A 22,801-nucleotide genomic window follows, 5' to 3' on the forward strand; every position below is an offset into this window, starting at 1 on the left:
ACGCGGCACCCGGTGACCCGGCGGTAGCGTGGGGGCATGTCGTCGGACGTCCCCTCCCCGGTCTGCGATCCCAACCTCGGCGGGATCGAGGCGGTCAGCTCGGCGGTCCTCGCGATGAGCCGCCACCTGGAGGTCCGCGAGGTCCTCCGGCGGATCACCGCCTCCGCCCGCAGCCTGCTCGGCGCCGAGTACGCCGCCCTCGGCGTCCCCGACGACCACGGCGGCTTCGCCCAGTTCGTGGTGGACGGCGTCACCGACGAGCAGTGGAAGGCCATCGGCCCGCTGCCCCGCCAGCACGGCGTGCTCGCCACGATGCTGCACGACCTGAGGCCCACTCGCCTCACCGACGTCCGCCGGGCCCCCGCCTTCGAGGGCTGGCCCTCCGCCCACCCCGAACTCACCGACTTCCTCGGCATGCCGGTCGTCGACGACGGCGAGATCATCGGCGCCCTCTTCCTCGCCAACAAGGACGGCGGCTTCACCGCCCAGGACGAGGAACTCCTGCGCATCCTCGCCGCCCACGCCGCCCTCGCCCTCGGCAACGCCCGCCTCTACGAGCGCAGCCGCGAGCTCACCCTGGCCGGCGAGCGCGCCAGGATCGCCCACGACCTGCACGACGCCGTCTCGCAGAAGCTCTTCTCGCTCCGGCTGACCGCCAAGGCCGCCGCCACCCTGGTCGACCGCGACCCGGCCCGGGCCCGCGCCGAACTCGCCGAGGTGGCCCGGCTCGCCGCCGAGGCCGCCGACGAACTCCGCGCCGTCGTCGTCGAGTTGCGCCCCGCCGCGCTGGAGGAGGACGGCCTGGTGGCCACCCTCGCCTCCCAGGTCCAGGTCCTCGACCGGGCCCACAGCGCCGCCGTCACCTTCGCCACCGACGGCGTCCGCGCCCTGCCGCCCGCCCAGGAGGCGGCACTCCTGCGGGTCGCCCAGGAGGCCCTGCACAACGCCCTGCGCCACTCCGGTGCCGCCGGGGTCGGCGTCACCCTCACCGGCACCCCGCACCGCGGCGCGCTGCTGCGGATCGCCGACGACGGCCGCGGCTTCGACCCGGAATCCGTCCGCCGGGCCGGCCGCCACCTCGGCCTGGTCTCCATGCGGGACCGCGCCGCCGCCGTCGGCGGCACCCTCAGCCTGGAATCCCGCCCCGGCCAGGGGACGGTCGTCGAGATGGAGGTCCCCGGTGCCTGAGCACGAGTCACCGATCCGCGTCCTGCTGGTCGACGACCACCAGGTGGTCCGGCGCGGGCTGCGCACCTTCCTGGAGGTCCAGGACGACATAGCGGTGGTCGGCGAGGCCGCGGACGGCGCCGAGGCCGTCGCCAAGACCCGGGAACTCGCCCCGGACGTCGTCCTGATGGACCTCAAGATGCCCGGTGTGGACGGGATCGAGGCGCTCCGCACGCTCAAGGACCAGGGCATCCGGGCCCGGGTGCTGATCGTCACCAGCTTCACCGAGCACCGGACCATGGTGCCCGCCCTCAAGGCCGGGGCCGCCGGGTACGTGTACAAGGACGTCGACCCGGAGGCGCTGGCCGGCGCGATCCGGTCGGTGCACGCCGGGCACGTGCTGCTCCAGCCGGAGCTCGCCGAGGCCCTGCTCGCGGACGGCGGCGGGCGGGCGCCGCAGGGGCGCGGCGGCGCGCTCACCGACCGCGAGCGCGAGGTGCTCGGGCACATCGCGGACGGGCGCTCCAACCGGGAGATCGCGCGGGCGCTGCACCTGTCCGAGAAGACGGTGAAGACCCACGTCTCCAACATCCTGATGAAGCTCGACCTCGCCGACCGCACCCAGGCCGCCCTCTGGGCGGTCCGCAACGCGGCCGGCTGACCTGGGTCCCGGGGTGACCGGAGGGGCGGGCGTCAGTGCGGGATCGCGTCGATCAGTTCCTGGGCGCCCTGGCGCTTGAGGGCGAGGGCGGTGGAGGTGCCCAGGTCCTCGGGGGAGAGGGCGCCGGCCCACTCGTGGGCGTCCAGGATCCGCTTCCCGTCCGGCGAGAAGACCCGGCCCCGCAGCGAGAGCCGCCCGTCCGCCTCGGCCCGGGCGTACCCGGCGATCGGGGAGTTGCAGTGCCCCTGCAGCACGTGCAGGAACATCCGCTCGGCCGCCGCCTCCCGCCATGTGTCGCGGTGTCCGAGCCCGGAGACGGCGTCGATGGTGGCGGTGTCGTCCTCGCGGCACTGCAGCACCAGGATCCCGGCCCCGATCGGCGGGCACATCGCGTCCGTCCCGAGCACCTGGGTGATCCGGTCGGCCTGCCCGATCCGCTCCAGCCCGGAGACGGCCAGCAGCAGCGCGTCCGCCTCGCCCGCCGCCAGCTTCGCCAGCCGGCTGTTGGCGTTGCCCCGCATCGGCACGCAGACCAGGTGCGGGTGCGAGGCGGCGATCTGGGCGATCCGCCGGACCGAGGACGTACCGATCCGGCTGCCCGGCGGCAGCTCGTCCAGGGTCAGCCCGCCGGGGTGGACCAGGGCGTCGCGGATGTCGTCGCGGCGGAGGTGGGCGGCGAAGACGGTGCCGGCGGGCAGCGGCCGGTCGGCGGGGATGTCCTTGAGGCAGTGGACCGCGAGGTCGGCCTCGCCGGCGAGCAGGGCGGCGTCCACCTCCTTGGTGAACGCGCCCTTCCCGCCGAGCGCGGCGAGGTCGCCCATCCAGCGGTCACCGGAGGTGGTGACCGGCACCACCTCGGTGGCGATCCCCGGGTGCAGGGCGGCGATTTCGGCGCGGACGCGCTCCACCTGGGCGAGCGCCATGGGGGAGGAACGGGAGACGATCCGGATCAGCTCGGTGGAGGCCATGCCCCAGATGATAGGCCGTCAGCTCGCAGAGCCCCTTGAGCCTCAGCGGGCGTCGCGCTCGTCCACGAGCGCGTTGTACGCCGCCACCTGGGCGCGCCGCGCGGTCCGCCCCAGCGGGGCCAGAACCTCCCGCCGGGCGGCCATCTCGGAGGCGCTGACCGCCGCACCGTGCTCGACGCCGCCGCCCGCCCCACCCGGCCCGCCGGAGGCGATCGCCAGCAGCGCCGCCACGTGCCGGGCGGACTCCAGCACCCGCACCGCCCGCGGCGGGTACCCGGGGGCGAGCAGTTCGGCGTGCCCGCGCCGGCGGTACGCGTCGAGCGCCCTCAGCGCCTGCGGGCCGGCGCCGGCCACGTCGAGACGGCTCAGCAGGACGGTGGCCTCGCGCAGCCCGTCCGCCAGCTCCCGCTCGGCCTCGTGCAGCGAGGGCACGTCGGCGGGCGGGGCGTCGTTCACCGTCCGGCAGCGCCACAGCACGGTCGCCGAGCGGTCCCCGGCCGGGCCGAACACCTCCACCTCCGGCACCAGCCCGAGCGGTACGCCCACGGCCAGCACCGCCTCGCCGGAGGCCATCGCGGCGCCGTTGAACTCGGCCGGGCCCGTCAGCCCGAGCGGGTGCCCGGCGGTGGGCAGCGCCAGCCGCAGGCCCTTCACGCCCAGCACCCGCAGCCGTCCCAGCGCCCAGGTCAGCCCGTGCAGCTCGCCCTCGGCGTCCCCGGGCAGTCCGGTCACCCGGTGCGACTCGTCGGCCCCGAGCACCGCCGCCGCGGCGTCGTCCGGGGACGCCAGGCCGCTCAGCAGGGCGTTGCCCCAGGCCGCCAGCCGGCCGGACCGGGGCTCATCGTACGGATTGTCAGCAGGAGTGGAGAGCATCAGGCCAGCCTACGGACAGCGGCGCCATCCGGGTGGCGTAGGTTTGGCCTGTGCTGCGTGCGGCGCACCCACTCCCCAGCCCTACCCGGCCCCGGGAGTAGGCTGCCCGCCCGCACCGACTGTCGACACGAGTGGACCGCACCCCGAGGACCTTCGCGCAGGTCCCGCGGACGGCCGAGATCTGCATTGGGGAAGGCTAGGCATGAGCGACGTGCTGGAGCTGGTGGACGTTTCCGTGGTCCGGGAGGGCCGCGCGCTCATCGACCAGATCTCCTGGTCGATCGCGGACGGCGAGCGCTGGGTGATCCTCGGCCCGAACGGTGCCGGCAAGACCACCCTCCTCCAGGTCGCCTCCAGCTACCTCTTCCCGACCTCCGGCACCGCCGCGATCCTCGGCGAGAAGCTCGGTTCGGTGGACGTCTTCGAGCTGCGCGCCCGGATCGGCCTGGCCAGCGCCGCCATGCTGGACAAGCTCCCGGCCGAGCAGACCGTCCTGCAGACGGTGCTCACCGCCGCGTACGGCATGACCGCCAGCTGGCGCGAGCAGTACGAGACCACCGACGAGGCCCGCGCCCTCGCCCTGCTCGACCGGCTCGGCATGTCCGGGTACACCACCCGGAAGTTCGGCACCCTCTCCGAGGGCGAGCGCAAGCGCACCCTGATCGCCCGCTCGCTGATGACCGACCCCGAGCTGCTGCTGCTCGACGAGCCGGCCGCCGGCCTGGACCTCGGCGGCCGCGAGGACCTGGTCCGCCGCCTCGGCGCGCTGGCCCAGGACGCGTACGCGCCGTCCATGGTCATGGTCACCCACCACGTCGAGGAGATCGCCCCCGGCTTCACCCACGTGCTGATGATCCGCCGGGGCAAGGTGCTGACCGCCGGCCCGATCGACACCGAGCTGACCGCGCGCAACCTCTCGCTCTGCTTCGGCCTGCCGCTCACCCTGGAGCGCCGCGGCGACCGCTGGTCCGCGCAGGGCCTGCCGATGGGCTGAGGGCCGTCCTGAAGTCCTGAACTCGCCTGAAACCGGGGACCGGTCGTACACGCGGCCGGTTTCCGCCTGTTCACCTGCGGGAAGCAACGCCCAGAGAGATCCCGGCTCCCTAGGATGGACGCGTGGAAGATTGGATCTGGTGGCTGCTGGCCGCCGTCGGGCTGGGCCTGCCGCTGGTGCTCACGGCGATGCCGGAGTTCGCGATGTTCGCGCTCGGCGCCGGCGCCGCCGCCCTGGCCGCGGCGCTCGGGGTCGGCGTGGTCCCGCAGTTCCTGATCTTCGTTGCCGTGTCGGTCGCGCTGCTGGTGTTCGTCCGGCCCATCGCGTACCGGCAGTTGAAGAAGGCCCCGGGGATCAGGACGGGAATCGAGGCGCTCCAGGGCGCCAGTGCAGTCGTACAGGAAACCGTCGACGGGGAGGGCGGCCGGATCAAGCTCAACGGCGAGATCTGGTCGGCTCGGGCGCTGAACCCCGGCAGTGTGTACGAGCCGGGCCAGCAGGTCGACGTCGTCGAAATCCAGGGCGCGACCGCCCTGGTCGTCTAGGGGAGATTCGTTGGAACCCGTCCTCATCGTGCTGGTCGTCCTGGTCGTGGTGGCCTTCATCGCCCTGATCAAGACGATCCAGGTGATCCCGCAGGCGAGCGCCGCGATCGTGGAGCGCTTCGGCCGCTACACCCGCACGCTGAGCGCGGGACTCAACATCGTGGTGCCGTTCATCGACACCATCCGCAACCGGATCGACCTCCGCGAGCAGGTCGTCCCGTTCCCGCCGCAGCCGGTCATCACCTCGGACAACCTGGTCGTCAACATCGACACCGTCATCTACTACCAGGTGACCGACCCGCGCGCCGCCACCTACGAGGTCGCCAGCTACATCCAGGCGATCGAGCAGCTCACCGTCACCACCCTGCGCAACATCATCGGCTCGATGGACCTGGAGTCCACCCTGACCTCCCGTGAGGTCATCAACGCCGGTCTGCGCGGCGTCCTCGACGAGGCCACCGGCCGCTGGGGCATCCGGGTCAACCGGGTCGAGCTCAAGGCGATCGAGCCGCCGACCTCCATCCAGGACTCGATGGAGAAGCAGATGCGCGCCGACCGCGACAAGCGCGCCGCGATCCTCACCGCCGAGGGCGCCCGGCAGGCCCAGATCCTGCGCGCCGAGGGTGAGAAGCAGGCCGCCGTCCTCCAGGCCGAGGGTGAGGCCCAGGCCGCGGTGCTCCGCGCCGACGGTGAGGCCGCCGCGATCCGGACCGTCTTCGAGGCCATCCACGAGGGCGACGCCGACCAGAAGCTGCTCGCCTACCAGTACCTGCAGACCCTGCCCGAGCTCGCCAAGGGCGACTCCAACAAGCTGTGGATCATCCCCAGCGAGGTCGGCGACGCCCTCAAGGGCCTCGGCGGCGCGTTCACCGGCCTGACCGGCGGCAACGGCGCCGCTCCGCCGGCCGCCCGGGTCCCGGTCGACCCGGCTGCCGGCCCGCGCCCGGTGGACACCGACAAGCCGGCCGCCCGCCCGCGGGTCGAGCCCACCCGCGAGTACCCCAAGCTGGACCCGGAGGCCTGACCCCTCCACCGCCAGGGCCCGCTCCCCGTCCGGGGGGTGGGCCCTTCGGCGTTCCCCGGTGCCCTCGGTGCTCCCCGGCGATCGGTGTCGTCCGGGACCGGTCCGCATCCCGGACCGCCCCTGGCCCGGCCCGGACGGCTTTGGCATGATCCACACCAACAGGCAACAGGAGCGACGGAGGGGATGACGAATGACGGGCTGGGAGTCGCTGGCGGTCCTCCTCGCCGGCGTCGGCGCGGGCACCATCAACACCATCGTCGGCTCCGGCACGCTGATCACCTTCCCCGTCCTGCTCGCCCTCGGCCTCCCGCCGGTCACCGCCAACGTCTCCAACACCCTCGGCCTGGTCCCCGGATCGGTCAGCGGCGTCATCGGCTACCGCCGCGAACTCGTAGGCCAGGGCGGCCGGTTGCTCCGTCTCGGCACCGCCTCGCTGACCGGCGGCCTGCTCGGCGCCGTCCTGCTCACCACCCTCCCCGGCCGCGCCTTCGACGCCATCGTCCCCGCCCTGATCCTCATCGCCCTGGTCCTGGTGGTGATCCAGCCCCGGGTCTCCCTCGCGATGGCCGCCCGCCGCAAGGAGCGCCCGGGCACGCCCCCCGGCACCGAGGTCGGCCCGCTGCTGCTCGCCGGCGTCTTCCTGGCCGGCGTGTACGGCGGCTACTTCGGCGCCGCCCAGGGCGTCCTGCTGCTCGCCCTGATGGGCATGCTGCTGGCCGACGACATGCAGCGGATCAACGGCGCCAAGAACGTCCTCGCCCTGATCGTCAACGGCGTCGCCGCCGTCTTCTTCCTGTTCGCCTCCACCATCGACTGGACGGCCGTGCTGCTCATCGCCGCCGGCTCGGTGCTCGGCGGACAGCTCGGTGCCAGGGTCGGCCGCCGGCTGCCGCCGCCCGTCCTGCGCGGCGTCATCGTCGTGGTCGGCCTCACCGCCGTCACCCGGCTCCTCGTCGGCTGACCCGCCGACCGTCCCGTACCCGCCCCCGACCGCCCGTGGAGGACCGCCGTGGCCCTGGAAATGCGTGAGATCTGCGAGCGCTGCGAGGTGTCGCTCACCCCCGACGGCGCCGCCTCCCTATGCTCCTTCGAGTGCACCTTCTGCCCGCGGTGCACCGAGGAGATGCGGGCCGTCTGCCCGAACTGCGGGGGCGAGCTGGTGCCCCGGCCGCGCCGCACCACCGGCTGACCGCCGGGCGGCGCCGGACCGGCGGACCGGCCGGGACGAGCGCCGGGCCACCCCGGCCGAGAGGAGAACGGCGAGGATGAGCAGGGACCGACTGAGCGAGGACGAGATCACCGCCGGCCTGGCCGCACTGCCCGACTGGCGGCGCGAGGGCGACTCGATCGTCCGCACCGCCGAGGCCTCCGGCTTCCCGGCCGCGATCCGGGTGGTGGACGCCGTCGCCGAGGAGGCCGAGCGGCTCGACCACCACCCCGACATCGACATCCGCTGGCGGACCCTGCGCTTCGTCCTCTCCACCCACAGCGCGGGCGGCCTCACCGCCCTCGACCTCACCCTCGCCGCCGCCGTCGACCGCGCCCTCGACACCCACGGCTGACCCCCGCTCAGCGCCCGCCCGATCCCGGCTCGACCCCGGCCCCGTCCCCGCGCAGCCTCCGCCACCGGAGCCGCGCGGGGCCGGTCCGTCCGCCATGAGATGCTGGCAGCTTGCAGCAGGCAGTCGGGACGGACGGAACGCATGGCTCAGGACACCTCCGGCCAGGGGTACCCCCAGGACCACAACGGTCAGCAGCCCCAGGGCTACGACTACCAGCAGGGCTGGTACCCGCAGCAGCCGGAGGCCACCGGGGACCAGTGGGGTACCACCGGCTACGCCCAGCCGTACGGCACCCATGACCAGACCGGGCAGACCGGCTGGCACGGCGTCGCCGCCGACGGGCAGCAGCAGTGGAACACCGGCGTCCAGCAGCCCGGCACCGAGGGCTACTACGCCACCACCGACCCGTACGGCTACCAGACCGGGCAGTACGTCGACCCCACCACCGGTGCCTCCCAGACCGGGTACGCCGACCCGAACGCCGCCACCGGCTACGCCGGCCAGACCGGCTACCCGCAGGGCTACCAGACCCAGGGCTACGACCAGCAGCTGTACGCCCCGGCCGGCACCGAGAACGGCTACGGCTACCCCGGCTACCCGACCGACACCGGCGTCCCGGCCCAGCCCGCCACCCCGCCCGGCTACCAGCAGCCCGCCCAGACCGACCCGTTCGGCACCAGCACCGGCACCGGTACCGACGGCTACCAGCAGGCCGCCGACACCACCGGCTACACCGACACCACCGGCTACTCCGCCACCTCGGCCTACTCCGCCGCGGGCGGGTACGACGGCACCAACTCCACCGCCGTCTTCCCCGCCACCCCGGCCGCCATCCGCACCGACCTCGGCCCGGACGCCGACGCGGAGGTCGCCGAGGACATCGCCGAGGAGGAGGACGACGCCCGCCGCAACGTCTTCCGCCGCTCCCGCCTGGGCGGCCGCGCCGGCGGCCGTGCGACCGACCGGGGCACCGCCCCCGCCGACGGCTGGGACGACGCCGGGCAGGACGGGGACGACGACGGCGACGACGCCCGTCCCGCCCGCACCGGCGGCTCCCTCGTCGGCCGCGCCAGGGCCGCCGCCGGCTCCGTGCTCTCCGCCGACCACGCCCCCAGCCGCCGCTCCCTGGCCATCCGGGTGGGCGCCGGCGTCGCCGCCCTCGCCGTCCTGGTCACCGCCGGCGTCCTGGTGATGGGCGGCGAGGACGAGACCTCCGGCGGCGGCGACGACCAGGCCGTCACCCAGAACATCTCGGTCGCCCACAGCAAGGCCTGGACCGCCCAGCCCGCCGCCGCCCCGGCGCCCGGCGCCGACGACACCCTCAACGGCAGCTGGCTGCTCCCCGACGCCGTGGTCCGCGCGGACGCCTCCGGCGTGCACGCCTACGCCCTCGCCGACGGCAAGGAGACCTGGACCTTCGCCCCGCCCGCCGAGGGCGCCGTCGCCTGCGGCCTCTCGCCCACCGTCAACGCCTCCGGCCTCGGCGCTGCGGTCTTCCGCGCCTCCGCCGACACCAAGTCCCCCTGCACCCTGCTCGCCGTCATCGACACCAAGACCGGCAAGTCCGCCTGGACCAAGACCATCTCCGAGTCCAAGGACCCGTACGCCGCCCACGTCGCCGTCACCGACGACAAGGTGATCGCCGTCGGCGACGACAAGGCCGCCGCCTGGGCCTCCGCCGACGGCAAGGACCTCTGGCAGTACACCGGCCAGGGCAAGTTCTGCAGCCTCGCCGGCGGCATGTCCGGCAACACCGTCGTCGTGCACAGCAGCTGCGCCGACAGCACCCCTGTCGACCAGGCCGTGGCGCTCAAGGCCGACGACGGCAAGCTCAAGTGGTGGCGCGGTCTGAACAACCAGCCGAAGACCGTCACCGTCCTCTCCGCCGAACCCGCCGTGGTGCTCACCACCGGCGCCCAGCCGGCCGACGACCGGGTCTTCGCCTGGGGCCCCGAGGGCGACCCGGCCGCCGAGATCCCCGCCACCGTGGAGGGCGGGCGCCTCGACGTCTCCCGCGGCACCTTCGACGCCGTCCCCGGCGTCTTCTTCCACGACAAGACCATGATCGCGGTCACCATCCCGGCCGAGGGCGGGCAGAGCGCCGTCATCGCGTACGACCTCACCACCGGCAAGCCGGTCTGGACGACCCCGGTCGCCGAGAAGGGCAAGACCCGCCCGGTCGGACTGGACGGCGGCGGCCTGCTGCTCGCCGCCGACGAGCGCCTCGACCAGCCCGCCCACATCAGCCGGTTCGCCCTCAACGGCGGCCAGGAGACCCAAGGCGGATCGTTCCCGCAGGGCACCGGCTCGCTGCTCACCTCCGGCCGGCTGATCAGCGGGGCCGGCAAGGTGATCGCCCTCCCCGAGCACTCCACCAACTTCGGCACCGCCTCGGCGTTCGCGTCCAAGGGCTGAGCCGCGGCGGCCGGACGCGGGCAGCGGAACCGGACGCAGGCAACGGCAAGGGGCCGTCCACGGAGTTCACGCTCCGTGGACGGCCCCTCGCCGTCGTGGTCCTCGGGTGGGCCCGACCTGTCCCCCGACCGGGTCGGACCCCCCTGCTCATGGGGTGGCGGCGGCTCGCCGCCCGGCTACGCGGTGGCGGGGAGCCAGGCCGCCAGCTCGCCGAGGTCGGCCTCCTTCAGGCCGAGCGCCAGCATCAGCGTCGCCTCCGGCGTCGGTTCGAACGGCCGGCTGAGCAACCGCATTCCCGCCTGCTCCGGAGTCCGGTCCGCCTTCCGCTGGTTGTCCTCCGAGCAGGCCGCCACGGTGTTCATCCAGCTGTCCGGACCACCGCGCGACTTGGGCTGCAGGTGGTCGACGGTGGTCGCCCGCCGCCCGCAGTACGCGCACCGGTGCTGGTCGCGTACCAGCACGCCGCGCCTCGACCACGGAGCGCGTTGTCGGAAGGGCACCCGCACGTACCGGTTCAGCCTGATCACCCGGGGCACGGGGAGCGCCACACCGGTACCGCGGACCACGGCGAGCGGATGCGCGTGCTCGACCACGGCCTTGTCCTGCAGGACGAGCACCACGGCACGCTTGAGCGACACCGTCGTCAGTGGCTCGTAGCTCGCGTTCAGTACCAGCGTGTTGCGCATGTCGTGCCCACCTCCCGGCTCGTTGCCGGCTCCCCGGCGGTGGGAACACTCTGAACGCGCGCGCGCCGGCTGAACAACGGATTATTCGGCCCGCCCACGGGACCTGCGCGAATATCGGCTGGCGCGGAGCGCGTACTCTCTACAACGCTGGAGTCGTCCGGACGCGTGGCCCGATGGACCGGGCCGGAGCCGCGCCGGACACCCGACCGAAGGGAAACGTGACCGTGACGGACATCGTCGACGAGCTGCGGTGGCGAGGGCTGATCGCCCTGTCCACCGACGAGGACGCGCTGCGCAAGGCGTTCGCGGACGGCCCGGTCACGTTCTATTGCGGCTTCGACCCGACAGCCCCGAGCCTGCACCTCGGCAACCTGGTCCAGATCCTCACCATGCGCCGCCTCCAGATGGCCGGGAACCTGCCGCTCGGCCTGGTCGGCGGCGCCACCGGCCTGATCGGCGACCCCAAGCCCACCGCCGAGCGGGTGCTCAACGACCCCGAGACGGTGGCCGGCTGGGTGGACCGCCTGCGCGGCCAGGTCTCCAAGTTCCTCGACTTCGAGGGCGAGTTCGCCGCGCGCATGGTCAACAACCTGGACTGGACCTCCGGGATGTCCGCGATCAGCCTGCTGCGCGACGTGGGCAAGTACTTCCGCGTCAACAACATGATCGCCAAGGAGGCCGTCGCCCGGCGGCTGAACTCCGACGCCGGCATCAGCTACACCGAGTTCAGCTACCAGATCCTCCAGGGCATGGACTACCTGGAGCTCAACCGCCGGTACAACTGCACCCTGCAGACCGGCGGCAGCGACCAGTGGGGCAACCTCACCGCCGGCAGCGACCTGATCCGCAAGGCCGAGGGCAAGTCCGTCCACCTGCTCGCGACCCCGCTGATCGTCAAGGCCGACGGCACCAAGTTCGGCAAGACCGAGACCGGCACCGTCTGGCTCGACCCGGAGCTCACCACCCCGTACGCCTTCTACCAGTTCTGGCTGAACGCGGACGACCGGGACGTCTCCAACTTCCTGCGCATCTTCTCCTTCCGCTCGCGGGAGGAGATCGAGGAGCTGGAGCGGGAGACCGTCGAGCGCCCCGCCGCCCGGCTCGCCCAGCGCGCCCTGGCCGAGGAGCTCACCACCCTCGTCCACGGCGCCGAGCAGTACGAGCGCGCGGTCGCGGCCTCCAAGGCGCTGTTCGGCCAGGGCGACCTCGCCGACCTGGAGCCGGCCACCCTGGCCGCCGCCCTCGCCGAGGTCCCCAAGGCCACGGTTACCGAGCTGCTCCCGGTGGTCGACCTCCTGGTCGAGGTCGGCCTCGCGCCGAGCCGCTCCGGTGCGCGCCGCACCATCAAGGAGGGCGGCGCCTACCTGAACAACGCGAAGGTCACCGACGAGGAGGCCACTCCCACCGCCGAGGACCTGCTGCACGGCCGCTGGCTGGTGCTGCGACGCGGCAAGCGCAACCTGGCCGCGGTCGAGCTCGCCTCGAACTGACGTCAGGTGGCTGAAAGCACACCGGAGTTGACCTGAGACTCCCTGCACGAGGGGCCGGATCCAGCCAGATCCGGCCCCTCGTGTTTGACGCTCCTCCCGGGGTGCCGTAACGTAGACCGAGTCGCCTGAACCGGCCGAGGCAGAGCCCGAGACCGGAGGCGGACACCCCCCAACCCTGATGAGCGACTCGTCGCGCACCCATTCGATTCGAATTATTCGAAACTCCGAGCGGGAAATGCGGACCGAATAACTCTGCTAGAGTCGGGGTCGTCGAAAGGCAAAGCCGGAAAGCGGAGCCGAAAGACGGACAGCGAGTCGGGAAAGAGCACGAGCTCGGATCTGATAAGCTGGAAACACGAAAGAACGAAGCGCCCGGAGGGCCCGCTGGAAGGCGGTCCGAAGGAAGCGTCCGTTCCTTGAGAACTCAACGGCGTGCCAAAAGTCAACGCCAGATATGTTGACATCCCCGGCGAGGCCGTCATGGTCTTGTTGGAGATTCCTTTTGAAATAACACTAGCGAGGACGCAGTGCGCGGGATCACCTTATTCCGGTGGTTGCCGTGCCGCTCTTCCGCGAGTGGGAACCCGATCACGGGTTGACATTCACGGAGAGTTTGATCCTGGCTCAGGACGAACGCTGGCGGCGTGCTTAACACATGCAAGTCGAACGGTGAAGCCCTTCGGGGTGGATCAGTGGCGAACGGGTGAGTAACACGTGGGAAATCTGCCCTGCACTCTGGGACAAGCCTTGGAAACGAGGTCTAATACCGGATATGACCTGCTCCTGCATGGGGGTGGGTGGAAAGCTCCGGCGGTGCAGGATGATCCCGCGGCCTATCAGCTTGTTGGTGGGGTAACGGCCCACCAAGGCGACGACGGGTAGCCGGCCTGAGAGGGCGACCGGCCACACTGGGACTGAGACACGGCCCAGACTCCTACGGGAGGCAGCAGTGGGGAATATTGCACAATGGGCGAAAGCCTGATGCAGCGACGCCGCGTGAGGGATGACGGCCTTCGGGTTGTAAACCTCTTTCAGCAGGGAAGAAGCGCAAGTGACGGTACCTGCAGAAGAAGCACCGGCTAACTACGTGCCAGCAGCCGCGGTAATACGTAGGGTGCGAGCGTTGTCCGGAATTATTGGGCGTAAAGAGCTCGTAGGCGGCCTGTCGCGTCGGATGTGAAAGCCCGGGGCTTAACCCCGGGTCTGCATTCGATACGGGCAGGCTAGAGTGTGGTAGGGGAGATCGGAATTCCTGGTGTAGCGGTGAAATGCGCAGATATCAGGAGGAACACCGGTGGCGAAGGCGGATCTCTGGGCCATTACTGACGCTGAGGAGCGAAAGCGTGGGGAGCGAACAGGATTAGATACCCTGGTAGTCCACGCCGTAAACGTTGGGAACTAGGTGTTGGCGACATTCCACGTCGTCGGTGCCGCAGCTAACGCATTAAGTTCCCCGCCTGGGGAGTACGGCCGCAAGGCTAAAACTCAAAGGAATTGACGGGGGCCCGCACAAGCAGCGGAGCATGTGGCTTAATTCGACGCAACGCGAAGAACCTTACCAAGGCTTGACATACGCCGGAAACGTCCAGAGATGGGCGCCCCCTTGTGGTCGGTGTACAGGTGGTGCATGGTTGTCGTCAGCTCGTGTCGTGAGATGTTGGGTTAAGTCCCGCAACGAGCGCAACCCTTGTTCTGTGTTGCCAGCATGCCTTTCGGGGTGATGGGGACTCACAGGAGACTGCCGGGGTCAACTCGGAGGAAGGTGGGGACGACGTCAAATCATCATGCCCCTTATGTCTTGGGCTGCACACGTGCTACAATGGTCGGTACAAAGGGCTGCGATGCCGCGAGGCGGAGCGAATCCCAAAAAGCCGGCCTCAGTTCGGATTGGGGTCTGCAACTCGACCCCATGAAGTTGGAGTTGCTAGTAATCGCAGATCAGCATGCTGCGGTGAATACGTTCCCGGGCCTTGTACACACCGCCCGTCACGTCACGAAAGTCGGTAACACCCGAAGCCGGTGGCCTAACCCTTGGGAGGGAGCCGTCGAAGGTGGGACCAGCGATTGGGACGAAGTCGTAACAAGGTAGCCGTACCGGAAGGTGCGGCTGGATCACCTCCTTTCTAAGGAGCACACAGCAGCTTCGGACGAGTGTTCCGGAGTGCTAGCTCATGGGTGGAACGTTGACTATTCGGCACCGGTTTGGCGCAAGCCACTAGTACTGCTTCGGCGTGGAACGTGATTGTTTGCGAGGGATCGGGTCGGGCACGCTGTTGGGTCCTGAAGGAACGGCCATCAAGGTTGTTGCTTCAGAGTTGCCGGCTCCACTTGAGGGCGTGCTTGTCGCGTCTGAGGGTGGGTGTCTGGTCGTTGTTTGAGAACTGCACAGTGGACGCGAGCATCTGTGGCCAAGTTTTTAAGGGCGCACGGTGGATGCCTTGGCACCAGGAACCGATGAAGGACGTGGGAGGCCGCGATAGGCCCCGGGGAGCTGTCAACCGAGCTTTGATCCGGGGGTGTCCGAATGGGGAAACCCGGCAGTCGTCATGGGCTGTCACCCGCTGCTGAACACATAGGCAGTGTGGAGGGAACGCGGGGAAGTGAAACATCTCAGTACCCGCAGGAAGAGAAAACAACCGTGATTCCGGGAGTAGTGGCGAGCGAAACCGGATGAGGCTAAACCCAAGTGGTGTGAGACCCGGCAGGGGTTGCCGCTTGGGGGTCGTGGGAATGAGCTTGATCGGTCTGCCGGCCGGTCGGCGAGTCAGAAACCGTTGGTGTAGTCGAAGGACATGCGAAAGGTCCGGCGTAGAGGGTAAGACCCCCGTAGACGAAACATTAGCGGCTTGCTTGCTCATCTCCCAAGTAGCACGGGGCCCGAGAAATCCCGTGTGAATCTGGCGGGACCACCCGCTAAGCCTAAATATTCCCTGGTGACCGATAGCGGATAGTACCGTGAGGGAATGGTGAAAAGTACCGCGGGAGCGGAGTGAAATAGTACCTGAAACCGTGTGCCTACAAGCCGTGGGGGCAGTCTTCGGACTGTGACTGCGTGCCTTTTGAAGAATGAGCCTGCGAGTTTGCGGTGTGTAGCGAGGTTAACCCGTGTGGGGTAGCCGTAGCGAAAGCGAGTCCGAATAGGGCGATTGAGTTGCACGCCCAAGACCCGAAGCGGAGTGATCTAGCCATGGGCAGGTTGAAGCGCGGGTAAGACCGTGTGGAGGACCGAACCCACCAGGGTTGAAAACCTGGGGGATGACCTGTGGTTAGGGGTGAAAGGCCAATCAAACTCCGTGATAGCTGGTTCTCCCCGAAATGCATTTAGGTGCAGCGTCGTGTGTTTCTTGCCGGAGGTAGAGCACTGGATAGGCGATGGGCCTCACCGGGTTACTGACCTTAGCCAAACTCCGAATGCCGGTAAGTGAGAGCACGGCAGTGAGACTGTGGGGGATAAGCTCCATGGTCGAGAGGGAAACAGCCCAGAACACCGACTAAGGTCCCTAAGCGTGTGCTAAGTGGGAAAGGATGTGGAGTCGCAGAGACAACCAGGAGGTTGGCTTAGAAGCAGCCACCCTTGAAAGAGTGCGTAATAGCTCACTGGTCAAGTGATTCCGCGCCGACAATGTAGCGGGGCTCAAGTACACCACCGAAGTCGTGTCATTCACACGTGTAGGCCCAACGGCTGTGTGGATGGGTAGGGGAGCGTCGTGTGCCGGGTGAAGCAGCCGAGGAATCGAGTTGTGGACGGTTCACGAGTGAGAATGCAGGCATGAGTAGCGATACAAGAGTGGGAAACTCTTGCGCCGATTGACCAAGGGTTCCTGGGTCAAGCTGATCTGCCCAGGGTAAGTCGGGACCTAAGGCGAGGCCGACAGGCGTAGTCGATGGACAACGGGTTGATATTCCCGTACCCGCTTTGAAGCGCCAACGTTGAACCCTCTGATGCTAAGGCCGTGAAGCCGCCCCGGAGCCTTCGGGCAAAGGGGAGTGGTGGAGCCGCTGAACCAAGGTGGTAGTAGGTGAGCGATGGGGTGACGCAGGAAGGTAGTCCAGCCCGGGCGGTGGTAGTCCCGGGGTAAGGGTGTAGGCCGAGTGATAGGCAAATCCGTCACTCATTGAGGCTGAGACCTGATGCCGAGCCGATTGTGGTGAAGTGGATGATCCTATGCTGTCGAGAAAAGCCTCTAGCGAGTTTCATGGCGGCCCGTACCCTAAACCGACTCAGGTGGTCAGGTAGAGAATACCGAGGCGTTCGGGTGAACTGTGGTTAAGGAACTCGGCAAAATGCCCCCGTAACTTCGGGAGAAGGGGGGCCATTCCTGGTGACGAGTCTTGCACTCCGAGCTGGGGGTGGCCGCAGAGACCAGCGAGAAGCGACTGTTTACTAAAAACACAGGTCCGTGCGAAGCCGTAAGGCGATGTATACGGACTGACGCCTGCCCGGTGCTGGAACGTTAAGGGGACCGGTTAGTCTAGTTTCGGCTAGGCGAAGCTGAGAACTTAAGCGCCAGTAAACGGCGGTGGTAACTATAACCATCCTAAGGTAGCGAAATTCCTTGTCGGGTAAGTTCCGACCTGCACGAATGGCGTAACGACTTCTCGACTGTCTCAACCACAGGCCCGGTGAAATTGCATTACGAGTAAAGATGCTCGTTTCGCGCAGCAGGACGGAAAGACCCCGGGACCTTTACTATAGCTTGATATTGGTGTTCGGTTCGGCTTGTGTAGGATAGGTGGGAGACTTTGAAGCGGCAACGCCAGTTGTTGTGGAGTCGACGTTGAAATACCACTCTGGTCGTGCTGGATGTCTAACCTGGGTCCGTGATCCGGATCAGGGACAGTGTCTGGTGGGTAGTTTAACTGGGGCGGTTGCCTCCCAAAGGGTAACGGAGGCGCCCAAAGGTTCCCTCAGCCTGGTTGGCAATCAGGTGTTGAGTGTAAGTGCACAAGGGAGCTTGACTGTGAGACTGACGGGTCGAGCAGGTACGAAAGTAGGGACTAGTGATCCGGCGGTGGCTTGTGGAAGCGCCGTCGCTCAACGGATAAAAGGTACCCCGGGGATAACAGGCTGATCTTCCCCAAGAGTCCATATCGACGGGATGGTTTGGCACCTCGATGTCGGCTCGTCGCATCCTGGGGCTGGAGTAGGTCCCAAGGGTTGGGCTGTTCGCCCATTAAAGCGGTACGCGAGCTGGGTTTAGAACGTCGTGAGACAGTTCGGTCCCTATCCGCTGTGCGCGTAGGAGTGTTGAGAAGGGCTGTCCCTAGTACGAGAGGACCGGGACGGACGAACCTCTGGTGTGCCAGTTGTCCTGCCAAGGGCATGGCTGGTTGGCTACGTTCGGGAGGGATAACCGCTGAAAGCATCTAAGCGGGAAGCCTGCTTCGAGATGAGCACTCCCACCTCCTTGAGAGGGTAAGGCTCCCAGTAGACGACTGGGTTGATAGGCCGGATATGGAAGCCCTGTGAGGGGTGGAGTTGACCGGTACTAATAGGCCGAGGGCTTGTCCTCAGACGCTCGCGTTCACTGTGTGGTTCCCGGGTAGCGAACAGCTATCGCCGGCGAACAGAGATACATCACTTATCAACTGAAAAGTGAGTTCGCTGAATACCCGATAGGGTTTCGGTGGTCATAGCGTGAGGGAAACGCCCGGTTACATTCCGAACCCGGAAGCTAAGCCTCACAGCGCCGATGGTACTGCAGGGGGGACCCTGTGGGAGAGTAGGACGCCGCCGAACAATTCTTCATAGGCCGTGGCCCCAGCGATTCGCTGGGGCCACGGCCTTTTTGTTTTTCTTTTGGTTTTCGCGACGTGCAGTACACCGGCCGTGCCGGGCCGTGACCTGACGCAGGGTCCGGCCGGATGCCGGACAATGGATGGGGTGCCGTGGCCAGGTAGTGGCCGGCACCGGACCGCAGAGGGCGTCGATGGCGCCCGGGCGTGCGGTAGAGCTGAAGTAGCAGACAGGAGTCACCAGGATGTCGAACCCGCCCCAGGACCGTCCCGAGCGCCGATCGGACGAGGGCCGCGGTTACGAGCCCCGGTCGCGCGGCGGTTGGTCGAACGACCGCGGTCCGCGACGGGACGACCGTGGTCAGGGTGGTGGCGGCTACCGTCGTGACGACCGTGACCGCGGCGGGTTCCGCCGTGACGACCGCCCGTCGGGCGGTTACAACCGCGATGACCGTCCGCGTGAGGACCGTGGCGGCTACCGCCGCGACGACCGCCCGTCCGGCGGTTACAACCGTGATGACCGTGGCCAGGGTGGCGGCGGTTACCGCCGTGACGACCGTCCGCGTGACGATCGTGGCGGCTTCCGTCGTGACGACCGCCCCTCGGGTGGTTTCCGTCGGGACGACCGTCCGTCCGGTGGTGGCTACAGCCGTGATGACCGTCCGCGTCGGGATGACCGTCCGCGTGACGACCGTGGCGGCTACCGTCGTGACGACCGTCCGTCGGGTGGGTTCCGTCGTGACGACCGTCCGTCGGGTGGTGGCTACAACCGTGACGACCGCCCCCGTGGCGAGTTCCGTCGTGACGACCGCCCCTCGGGCGGTTACAGCCGCGACGACCGTCCGCGTGAGGACCGTGGCGGTTTCCGTCGGGACGACCGTCCGTCCGGCGGTGGCTACAGCCGTGATGACCGTCCGCGTGAGGACCGTGGCGGTTTCCGTCGGGACGACCGTCCGTCCGGCGGTGGCTACAGCCGTGATGACCGTCCGCGTCGGGATGACCGTCCGCGTGACGACCGTGGCGGCTACCGTCGTGACGACCGTCCGTCGGGTGGGTTCCGTCGTGACGACCGTCCGTCGGGTGGTGGCTACAACCGCGACGACCGCCCCCGTGGCGAGTTCCGTCGTGACGACCGCCCGTCGGGTGGGTTCCGTCGCGATGACCGTCCGTCGGGTGGTGGCTACAACCGCGACGACCGCCCCCGTGGTGACTTCCGTCGTGACGACCGTCCGTCCGGCGGCGGCTACAGCCGTGATGACCGTCCGCGTCGGGACGAGCGTCCGCGTGACGACCGCGGTGGCTACCGTCGTGACGACCGTCCGTCGGGCGGGTTCACCCGTGATGACCGTCCGCGTCGGGACGAGCGTCCGCGTGACGACCGTGGCGGCTACCGTCGCGACGACCGCCCGTCGGGTGGGTTCCGTCGGGACGACCGCCCCTCGGGTGGCTTCCGCCGGGACGACCGTGGGGACCGTGGTGGGCGTCCGTACGAGGGCCGGGGCGGCCGGTTCGAGGGCCGTCGGGACGACCGTGGCGACCGGGGCGAGCGCGGTGGCTTCCGCCGTGAGCAGGACGACCGCCGGACGTACGAGCCGGTCCAGCGGCTGCCGATCCCGGAGGACGTCACCGGCTTCGAGATCGACGCCGATGTGCGCCAGGACCTGAAGAGCCTGCCGAAGACCCTGGCCGACGACGTGGCGCGCAACCTGGTGATGGTCGCCCGCCTGCTCGACAGCGAGCCGGAGGAGGCCTACAAGTACTCCCGTGTGGCGCTGCGGCTGGCCTCGCGCGTGGCGAGCGTCCGCGAGGCGGCCGGCTTCGCCTCGTACATGACGCAGCGGTACTCGGAGGCGCTGACCGAGTTCCGTGCCGCGCGCCGGATGACCGGTCGGGTGGACCTGTGGCCGGTGATGGCGGACTGCGAGCGCGGCCTGGGCCGTCCCGAGCGCGCGCTGGCGATGGCCGGCGAGCCCGAGGTGAAGCAGCTGGACAAGGCCGGCCAGGTGGAGATGCGCCTGGTCGCGGCCGGTGCCCGCAGCGACATGGAGCAGTACGACGCGGCCGTGGTCACCCTGCAGAGCCCGGAGCTGGCGTCCAGCGCGATCCACCCGTGGACGGCCCGCCTGCGCTACGCGTACGCCGAGGCGCTGATCGCCGCCGGGCGCGGCGACGAGGCCCGGGACTGGTTCGCGAAGGCGGCGGAGGCCGACACCGACGGTTCGACCAACGCCTCCGAGCGGCTGAACGAGATCGACGGCCTGGAGTTCGTGGACGCCCTCGACGGGGAGGAGGCGGAGGCCGAGGAGGCCGCCGCCGAGGCCGAGCCGAAGCGTCGGCACATCGCCCCGGACGAGATCGGCGACGACCGCGTGATCTACGAGGACGAGGAAGACGTCGAGGAGTACTACGACGAGGACGACCTCGAGATCGACGAGGACGACCAGGAGGAGCCGAAGGGCTCCGACAAGCGCTGAGTCCGCGCCCGCCCTCCGGGGGCGGAGTGTGATACCGAGTGATGTCGGAGGGCCCCACCGCCTGTGCGGTGGGGCCCTCCGGCGTTTCCGGAGGCGGGGGTTCGGCCCCGCGGGTTCAGCCCAGGGTGAGGGAGCGGAGGACCAGGCCGGTGGCCGGCTTGGGGCCGAAGGAGGTGGACTTGCGGGGCATGGTGACGCCCTGCTCGGCGAGGCGTCTGACCACGCGCTCCTCCACCGGGTGCAGCAGGACGGCGGTGCCGCCGGTCCGGGCGGCCTCCCGTTCGGCGGCCTCGGCGGCGTGCAGGTAGCCGATCTCGTCCGGGCTGTCGGGGATTCGCCAGGTGTGGTCGAGCAGGGTGGCGTGCAGGACGGTGGCGTCGAGGTGGCGCCACTCCTCCGGGCGGTCGGTGCGGACGGTGGCGGCGAGCAGCGCCTCGTCCGGCTCGGTGAGCAGGCGGAAGGCACCGTCCCCGGCGGTGAGCAGCATGGCGTTGGCGCCGTGCCGCTTGGCCTCGGCGAGGGCCTGGAGCGCGGTGTTCAGCGGGCCGGGCACCTCCTTGACCTGCCACTGGTCGCCGAGAGCGGCGAGCGCCCGGTCCAGCGGCAGCCGGTACAGGACGCGGTGGATGGCGCGGACCCGCAGCGGGTAGCGGGCGGTGTCGACCAGCAGGACCAGCCCGCGGTCCCAGGGGCTGCGGGGCAGGTGGCGGTGCTCGCGCTGGAGGCGGAGGTACATCTCCCAGCGGTGGTGGCCGTCGGCGATCAGGGCGCGGCAGGTGGCCAGGTCCCGGGTGACGGCGGCGAGGTCGGCCGGGTCGGTGACGGCCCACAGGCGGTGGTCGGTGCCGTCGCTGGTGGTGGTGGCGAGCAGCGGGTCCCGTTCGACGGCGCGCTCGATGACGGCGGACGCGCCGCCGCTGCCGCGGTAGGTGAGCAGCAGCGGTTCGAGGTTGGCGCGGGTGGTGCGCATCAGGCCGACGCGGTCGGCGACCGGGCGGGGCATGACGTCCTCGTGCGGCAGGACCACGCCGGTCTCGCGCCCGCTGACGGCCAGGGCGCCGATCAGTCCGCGCTGGAGCACGCCGCCCTCCGGGCCGCCCTCGGGGCCGGGCTCGTGGGTGCGCTGCTCGTAGACGTAGAGCGCCGGGACCGGGTCGGCCGCGAGGACGCCCTCGCGCTGCCACTCGGCGAGCAGCCGGGCGGCGTGGCGGTAGCGGGTGTCGCGGTCCGGGCGGTCGCCGGCGTCCTCCGGCTCGGGGCGCGGCAGGATCAGCCGGACGATGTTGTGCGGGTCGGCCGTCTCCAGGTCGTGCCGTCGGCCCGGGTCCACCACGTCGTACGGCGGCGAGGTGACGGCGGCCAGCGTGCCGACCCGGTCGGGGTCGTAGCGCAGGCCGCGGAACGGGGCGAGGGACAGGCCTGCGGCGGCGACGTGCCCGGGGTCTCCGGGGCCGCCGGCCGAGGGCTCGGCGCCGTGATCGGCACTGGGTGCACTCATCCTGGGCATGTTAGTCGGGTACGCCTTGTTGAGAGATCACTGTGCTCGATGCCGTGGGGCATCGGGCCGTGGGACCGGGAGCGAGGGACGGCATGAGTGGTGGCCACGAGCCCCTGAACGGCAACAGCGCGGGCGGGTCGGCGGGAATTCCCGGCCCGGGGGTGCCGGAGGGCGGGGTCTACGACTGGTTCCGGCGCGGGGTGCGGCTGCTGGACGAGCGGCATCCGGCGGCGGCGGTGCAACTGCTGGAGCGGGCGGCGCTGGCCGAGCCGCAGTCCAGATCGATCCGGGAGGCGCTGGCCAGGGCGCAGTTCGACACGGGGGCGTACGCGGCCGCGCTGGAGAACTTCCGGGCGGTGGCGGTCGCGGATCCGTCGGACGACTACGCCCAGTTCGGGTGGGGTGTGGCGGCGGCCCGGCTGGGGGACTTCGAGTCCTCGGCGAAGCACCTGGCGCTGGCGGTGGCGATGAAGCCCGACAACGCGCATTACCGGGCGGCGCTGCGGCAGACCCGGGCGACGCTGGCGGCGCGGGCGGGGGCGTTCGGGCCGCTGCAGCCGGGCGCGCCGGGGTACCTGGCACCGCCGGAGGAGGGGCCGTCGGGGCCGTCGGATCGGGCGGACGGGTCCGGTCGGGAGGGGGAGCCGCGGGCGGAGGGCGACGGCGGGTGACGGCCGGCGGGTGGCGGCGTGAGAGCGTGGTGCCGAG

Annotated in this window: 16 protein-coding genes, 3 rRNA genes and 1 pseudogene; 16 read left to right on the forward strand and 4 right to left on the reverse strand. The window is 69.8% G+C overall.

Annotated features, from left to right (window positions below; genetic code table 11):
- Nucleotides 1-36: 36 nt before the first annotated feature.
- Entirely contained in the window at nt 37-1,188 is a 1,152-nt protein-coding gene (locus ABWK59_RS24945; RefSeq protein ID WP_354642847.1) for a GAF domain-containing sensor histidine kinase, read from the forward strand.
- Nucleotides 1,181-1,828, forward strand: coding sequence for a response regulator transcription factor (locus ABWK59_RS24950; RefSeq protein WP_354642848.1), 648 nt, complete (start codon nt 1,181-1,183; stop codon nt 1,826-1,828). Before ABWK59_RS24945 ends, ABWK59_RS24950 begins: the two co-directional genes overlap by 8 nt.
- 32 nt (nt 1,829-1,860) lie before the next feature.
- Here ABWK59_RS24950 and hemC read toward each other — a convergent pair whose 3' ends face one another.
- Both hemC and ABWK59_RS24960 read right to left on the reverse strand, forming a co-directional pair.
- Complete coding sequence (gene hemC / locus ABWK59_RS24955; RefSeq protein ID WP_354642849.1) at nt 1,861-2,796, reverse strand: hydroxymethylbilane synthase; 936 nt, start codon at nt 2,794-2,796, stop codon at nt 1,861-1,863.
- Between the two features lie 42 nt (nt 2,797-2,838).
- Entirely contained in the window at nt 2,839-3,669 is an 831-nt protein-coding gene (locus tag ABWK59_RS24960; RefSeq protein WP_354642850.1) for a hypothetical protein, read from the reverse strand.
- 202 nt (nt 3,670-3,871) lie between these two features.
- Here ABWK59_RS24960 and ABWK59_RS24965 point away from each other — a divergent pair, with 202 nt between their 5' ends.
- From ABWK59_RS24965 to ABWK59_RS24995, 7 genes are all read left to right on the forward strand, one after another.
- On the forward strand, nt 3,872-4,663 hold the full coding sequence (locus ABWK59_RS24965) for an ABC transporter ATP-binding protein (protein ID WP_354642851.1): 792 nt from the start codon (nt 3,872-3,874) through the stop codon (nt 4,661-4,663).
- Nucleotides 4,664-4,797: 134 nt separating this feature from the next.
- On the forward strand, nt 4,798-5,208 hold the full coding sequence (locus tag ABWK59_RS24970) for an NfeD family protein (protein ID WP_354645100.1): 411 nt from the start codon (nt 4,798-4,800) through the stop codon (nt 5,206-5,208).
- 10 nt (nt 5,209-5,218) lie between these two features.
- Entirely contained in the window at nt 5,219-6,232 is a 1,014-nt protein-coding gene (locus tag ABWK59_RS24975) for an SPFH domain-containing protein (RefSeq protein WP_354642852.1), read from the forward strand.
- A 190-nt stretch (nt 6,233-6,422) separates the two neighbouring features.
- Nucleotides 6,423-7,193 (forward strand): sulfite exporter TauE/SafE family protein, encoded by a 771-nt coding sequence (locus ABWK59_RS24980; RefSeq protein ID WP_354642853.1) that lies wholly within the window; start codon nt 6,423-6,425, stop codon nt 7,191-7,193.
- A 60-nt stretch (nt 7,194-7,253) separates the two neighbouring features.
- A complete protein-coding gene (locus ABWK59_RS24985; RefSeq protein ID WP_354645101.1) occupies nt 7,254-7,421 on the forward strand; it encodes a DUF1272 domain-containing protein in 168 nt (55 codons plus the stop codon).
- A gap of 76 nt (nt 7,422-7,497) precedes the next feature.
- Nucleotides 7,498-7,794 (forward strand): 4a-hydroxytetrahydrobiopterin dehydratase, encoded by a 297-nt coding sequence (locus ABWK59_RS24990; RefSeq protein WP_354642854.1) that lies wholly within the window; start codon nt 7,498-7,500, stop codon nt 7,792-7,794.
- A 141-nt stretch (nt 7,795-7,935) separates the two neighbouring features.
- On the forward strand, nt 7,936-10,209 hold the full coding sequence (locus ABWK59_RS24995) for a PQQ-binding-like beta-propeller repeat protein (protein WP_354642855.1): 2,274 nt from the start codon (nt 7,936-7,938) through the stop codon (nt 10,207-10,209).
- A gap of 176 nt (nt 10,210-10,385) precedes the next feature.
- Here the strand turns inward: ABWK59_RS24995 and ABWK59_RS25000 are convergent, their stop codons facing one another.
- Nucleotides 10,386-10,895, reverse strand: coding sequence for an HNH endonuclease (locus tag ABWK59_RS25000; RefSeq protein WP_354642856.1), 510 nt, complete (start codon nt 10,893-10,895; stop codon nt 10,386-10,388).
- Between the two features lie 224 nt (nt 10,896-11,119).
- Here ABWK59_RS25000 and tyrS point away from each other — a divergent pair, with 224 nt between their 5' ends.
- From tyrS to ABWK59_RS25030, 6 genes and pseudogenes are all read left to right on the forward strand, one after another.
- Nucleotides 11,120-12,385 (forward strand): tyrosine--tRNA ligase, encoded by a 1,266-nt coding sequence (tyrS, locus tag ABWK59_RS25005; RefSeq protein ID WP_354642857.1) that lies wholly within the window; start codon nt 11,120-11,122, stop codon nt 12,383-12,385.
- A gap of 601 nt (nt 12,386-12,986) precedes the next feature.
- Nucleotides 12,987-14,508, forward strand: a 16S ribosomal RNA gene (locus ABWK59_RS25010).
- Between the two features lie 283 nt (nt 14,509-14,791).
- Nucleotides 14,792-17,898, forward strand: a 23S ribosomal RNA gene (locus tag ABWK59_RS25015).
- 110 nt (nt 17,899-18,008) lie between these two features.
- Nucleotides 18,009-18,125 (forward strand): 5S ribosomal RNA (gene rrf / locus ABWK59_RS25020).
- The 16S, 23S and 5S rRNA genes sit together here, the layout of an rRNA operon.
- Nucleotides 18,126-18,465: 340 nt before the next feature.
- Nucleotides 18,466-19,677: pseudogene (locus ABWK59_RS25025) on the forward strand (hypothetical protein); the annotation flags it as partial.
- Between the two features lie 93 nt (nt 19,678-19,770).
- Nucleotides 19,771-20,595 carry a tetratricopeptide repeat protein gene (locus ABWK59_RS25030; RefSeq protein ID WP_354642859.1) on the forward strand — a complete coding sequence of 275 codons (825 nt, stop codon included), beginning with the start codon at nt 19,771-19,773 and terminating at the stop codon, nt 20,593-20,595.
- 115 nt (nt 20,596-20,710) lie between these two features.
- Here ABWK59_RS25030 and ABWK59_RS25035 read toward each other — a convergent pair whose 3' ends face one another.
- A complete protein-coding gene (locus ABWK59_RS25035; protein ID WP_354642860.1) occupies nt 20,711-22,093 on the reverse strand; it encodes a DUF1015 domain-containing protein in 1,383 nt (460 codons plus the stop codon).
- Between the two features lie 92 nt (nt 22,094-22,185).
- Between ABWK59_RS25035 and ABWK59_RS25040 the strand changes: the two genes are divergently transcribed.
- Nucleotides 22,186-22,764 (forward strand): tetratricopeptide repeat protein, encoded by a 579-nt coding sequence (locus ABWK59_RS25040; RefSeq protein WP_354642861.1) that lies wholly within the window; start codon nt 22,186-22,188, stop codon nt 22,762-22,764.
- The last annotated feature ends 37 nt before the right edge of the window (nt 22,765-22,801 follow it).

This window comes from Kitasatospora sp. HUAS MG31 (genome assembly GCF_040571325.1).
In the GTDB taxonomy this organism is placed as follows: Bacteria; Actinomycetota; Actinomycetes; order Streptomycetales; family Streptomycetaceae; genus Kitasatospora; species Kitasatospora camelliae.

Bases quoted from the DNA above. Each gene is read 5' to 3' on its own strand.
- ABWK59_RS24960 (WP_354642850.1), bottom strand. From the start codon at position 3,669: ATGCTCTCCACTCCTGCTGACAATCCGTACGATGAGCCCCGGTCCGGC.
- ABWK59_RS24995 (WP_354642855.1), top strand. From the start codon at position 7,936: ATGGCTCAGGACACCTCCGGCCAGGGGTACCCCCAGGACCACAACGGT.
- ABWK59_RS24985 (WP_354645101.1), top strand. From the start codon at position 7,254: ATGCGTGAGATCTGCGAGCGCTGCGAGGTGTCGCTCACCCCCGACGGC.
- ABWK59_RS24945 (WP_354642847.1), top strand. From the start codon at position 37: ATGTCGTCGGACGTCCCCTCCCCGGTCTGCGATCCCAACCTCGGCGGG.
- ABWK59_RS24965 (WP_354642851.1), top strand. From the start codon at position 3,872: ATGAGCGACGTGCTGGAGCTGGTGGACGTTTCCGTGGTCCGGGAGGGC.
- ABWK59_RS25040 (WP_354642861.1), top strand. From the start codon at position 22,186: ATGAGTGGTGGCCACGAGCCCCTGAACGGCAACAGCGCGGGCGGGTCG.
- ABWK59_RS25000 (WP_354642856.1), bottom strand. From the start codon at position 10,895: ATGCGCAACACGCTGGTACTGAACGCGAGCTACGAGCCACTGACGACG.
- ABWK59_RS25035 (WP_354642860.1), bottom strand. From the start codon at position 22,093: ATGAGTGCACCCAGTGCCGATCACGGCGCCGAGCCCTCGGCCGGCGGC.
- hemC (WP_354642849.1), bottom strand. From the start codon at position 2,796: ATGGCCTCCACCGAGCTGATCCGGATCGTCTCCCGTTCCTCCCCCATG.
- ABWK59_RS24980 (WP_354642853.1), top strand. From the start codon at position 6,423: ATGACGGGCTGGGAGTCGCTGGCGGTCCTCCTCGCCGGCGTCGGCGCG.
- ABWK59_RS24990 (WP_354642854.1), top strand. From the start codon at position 7,498: ATGAGCAGGGACCGACTGAGCGAGGACGAGATCACCGCCGGCCTGGCC.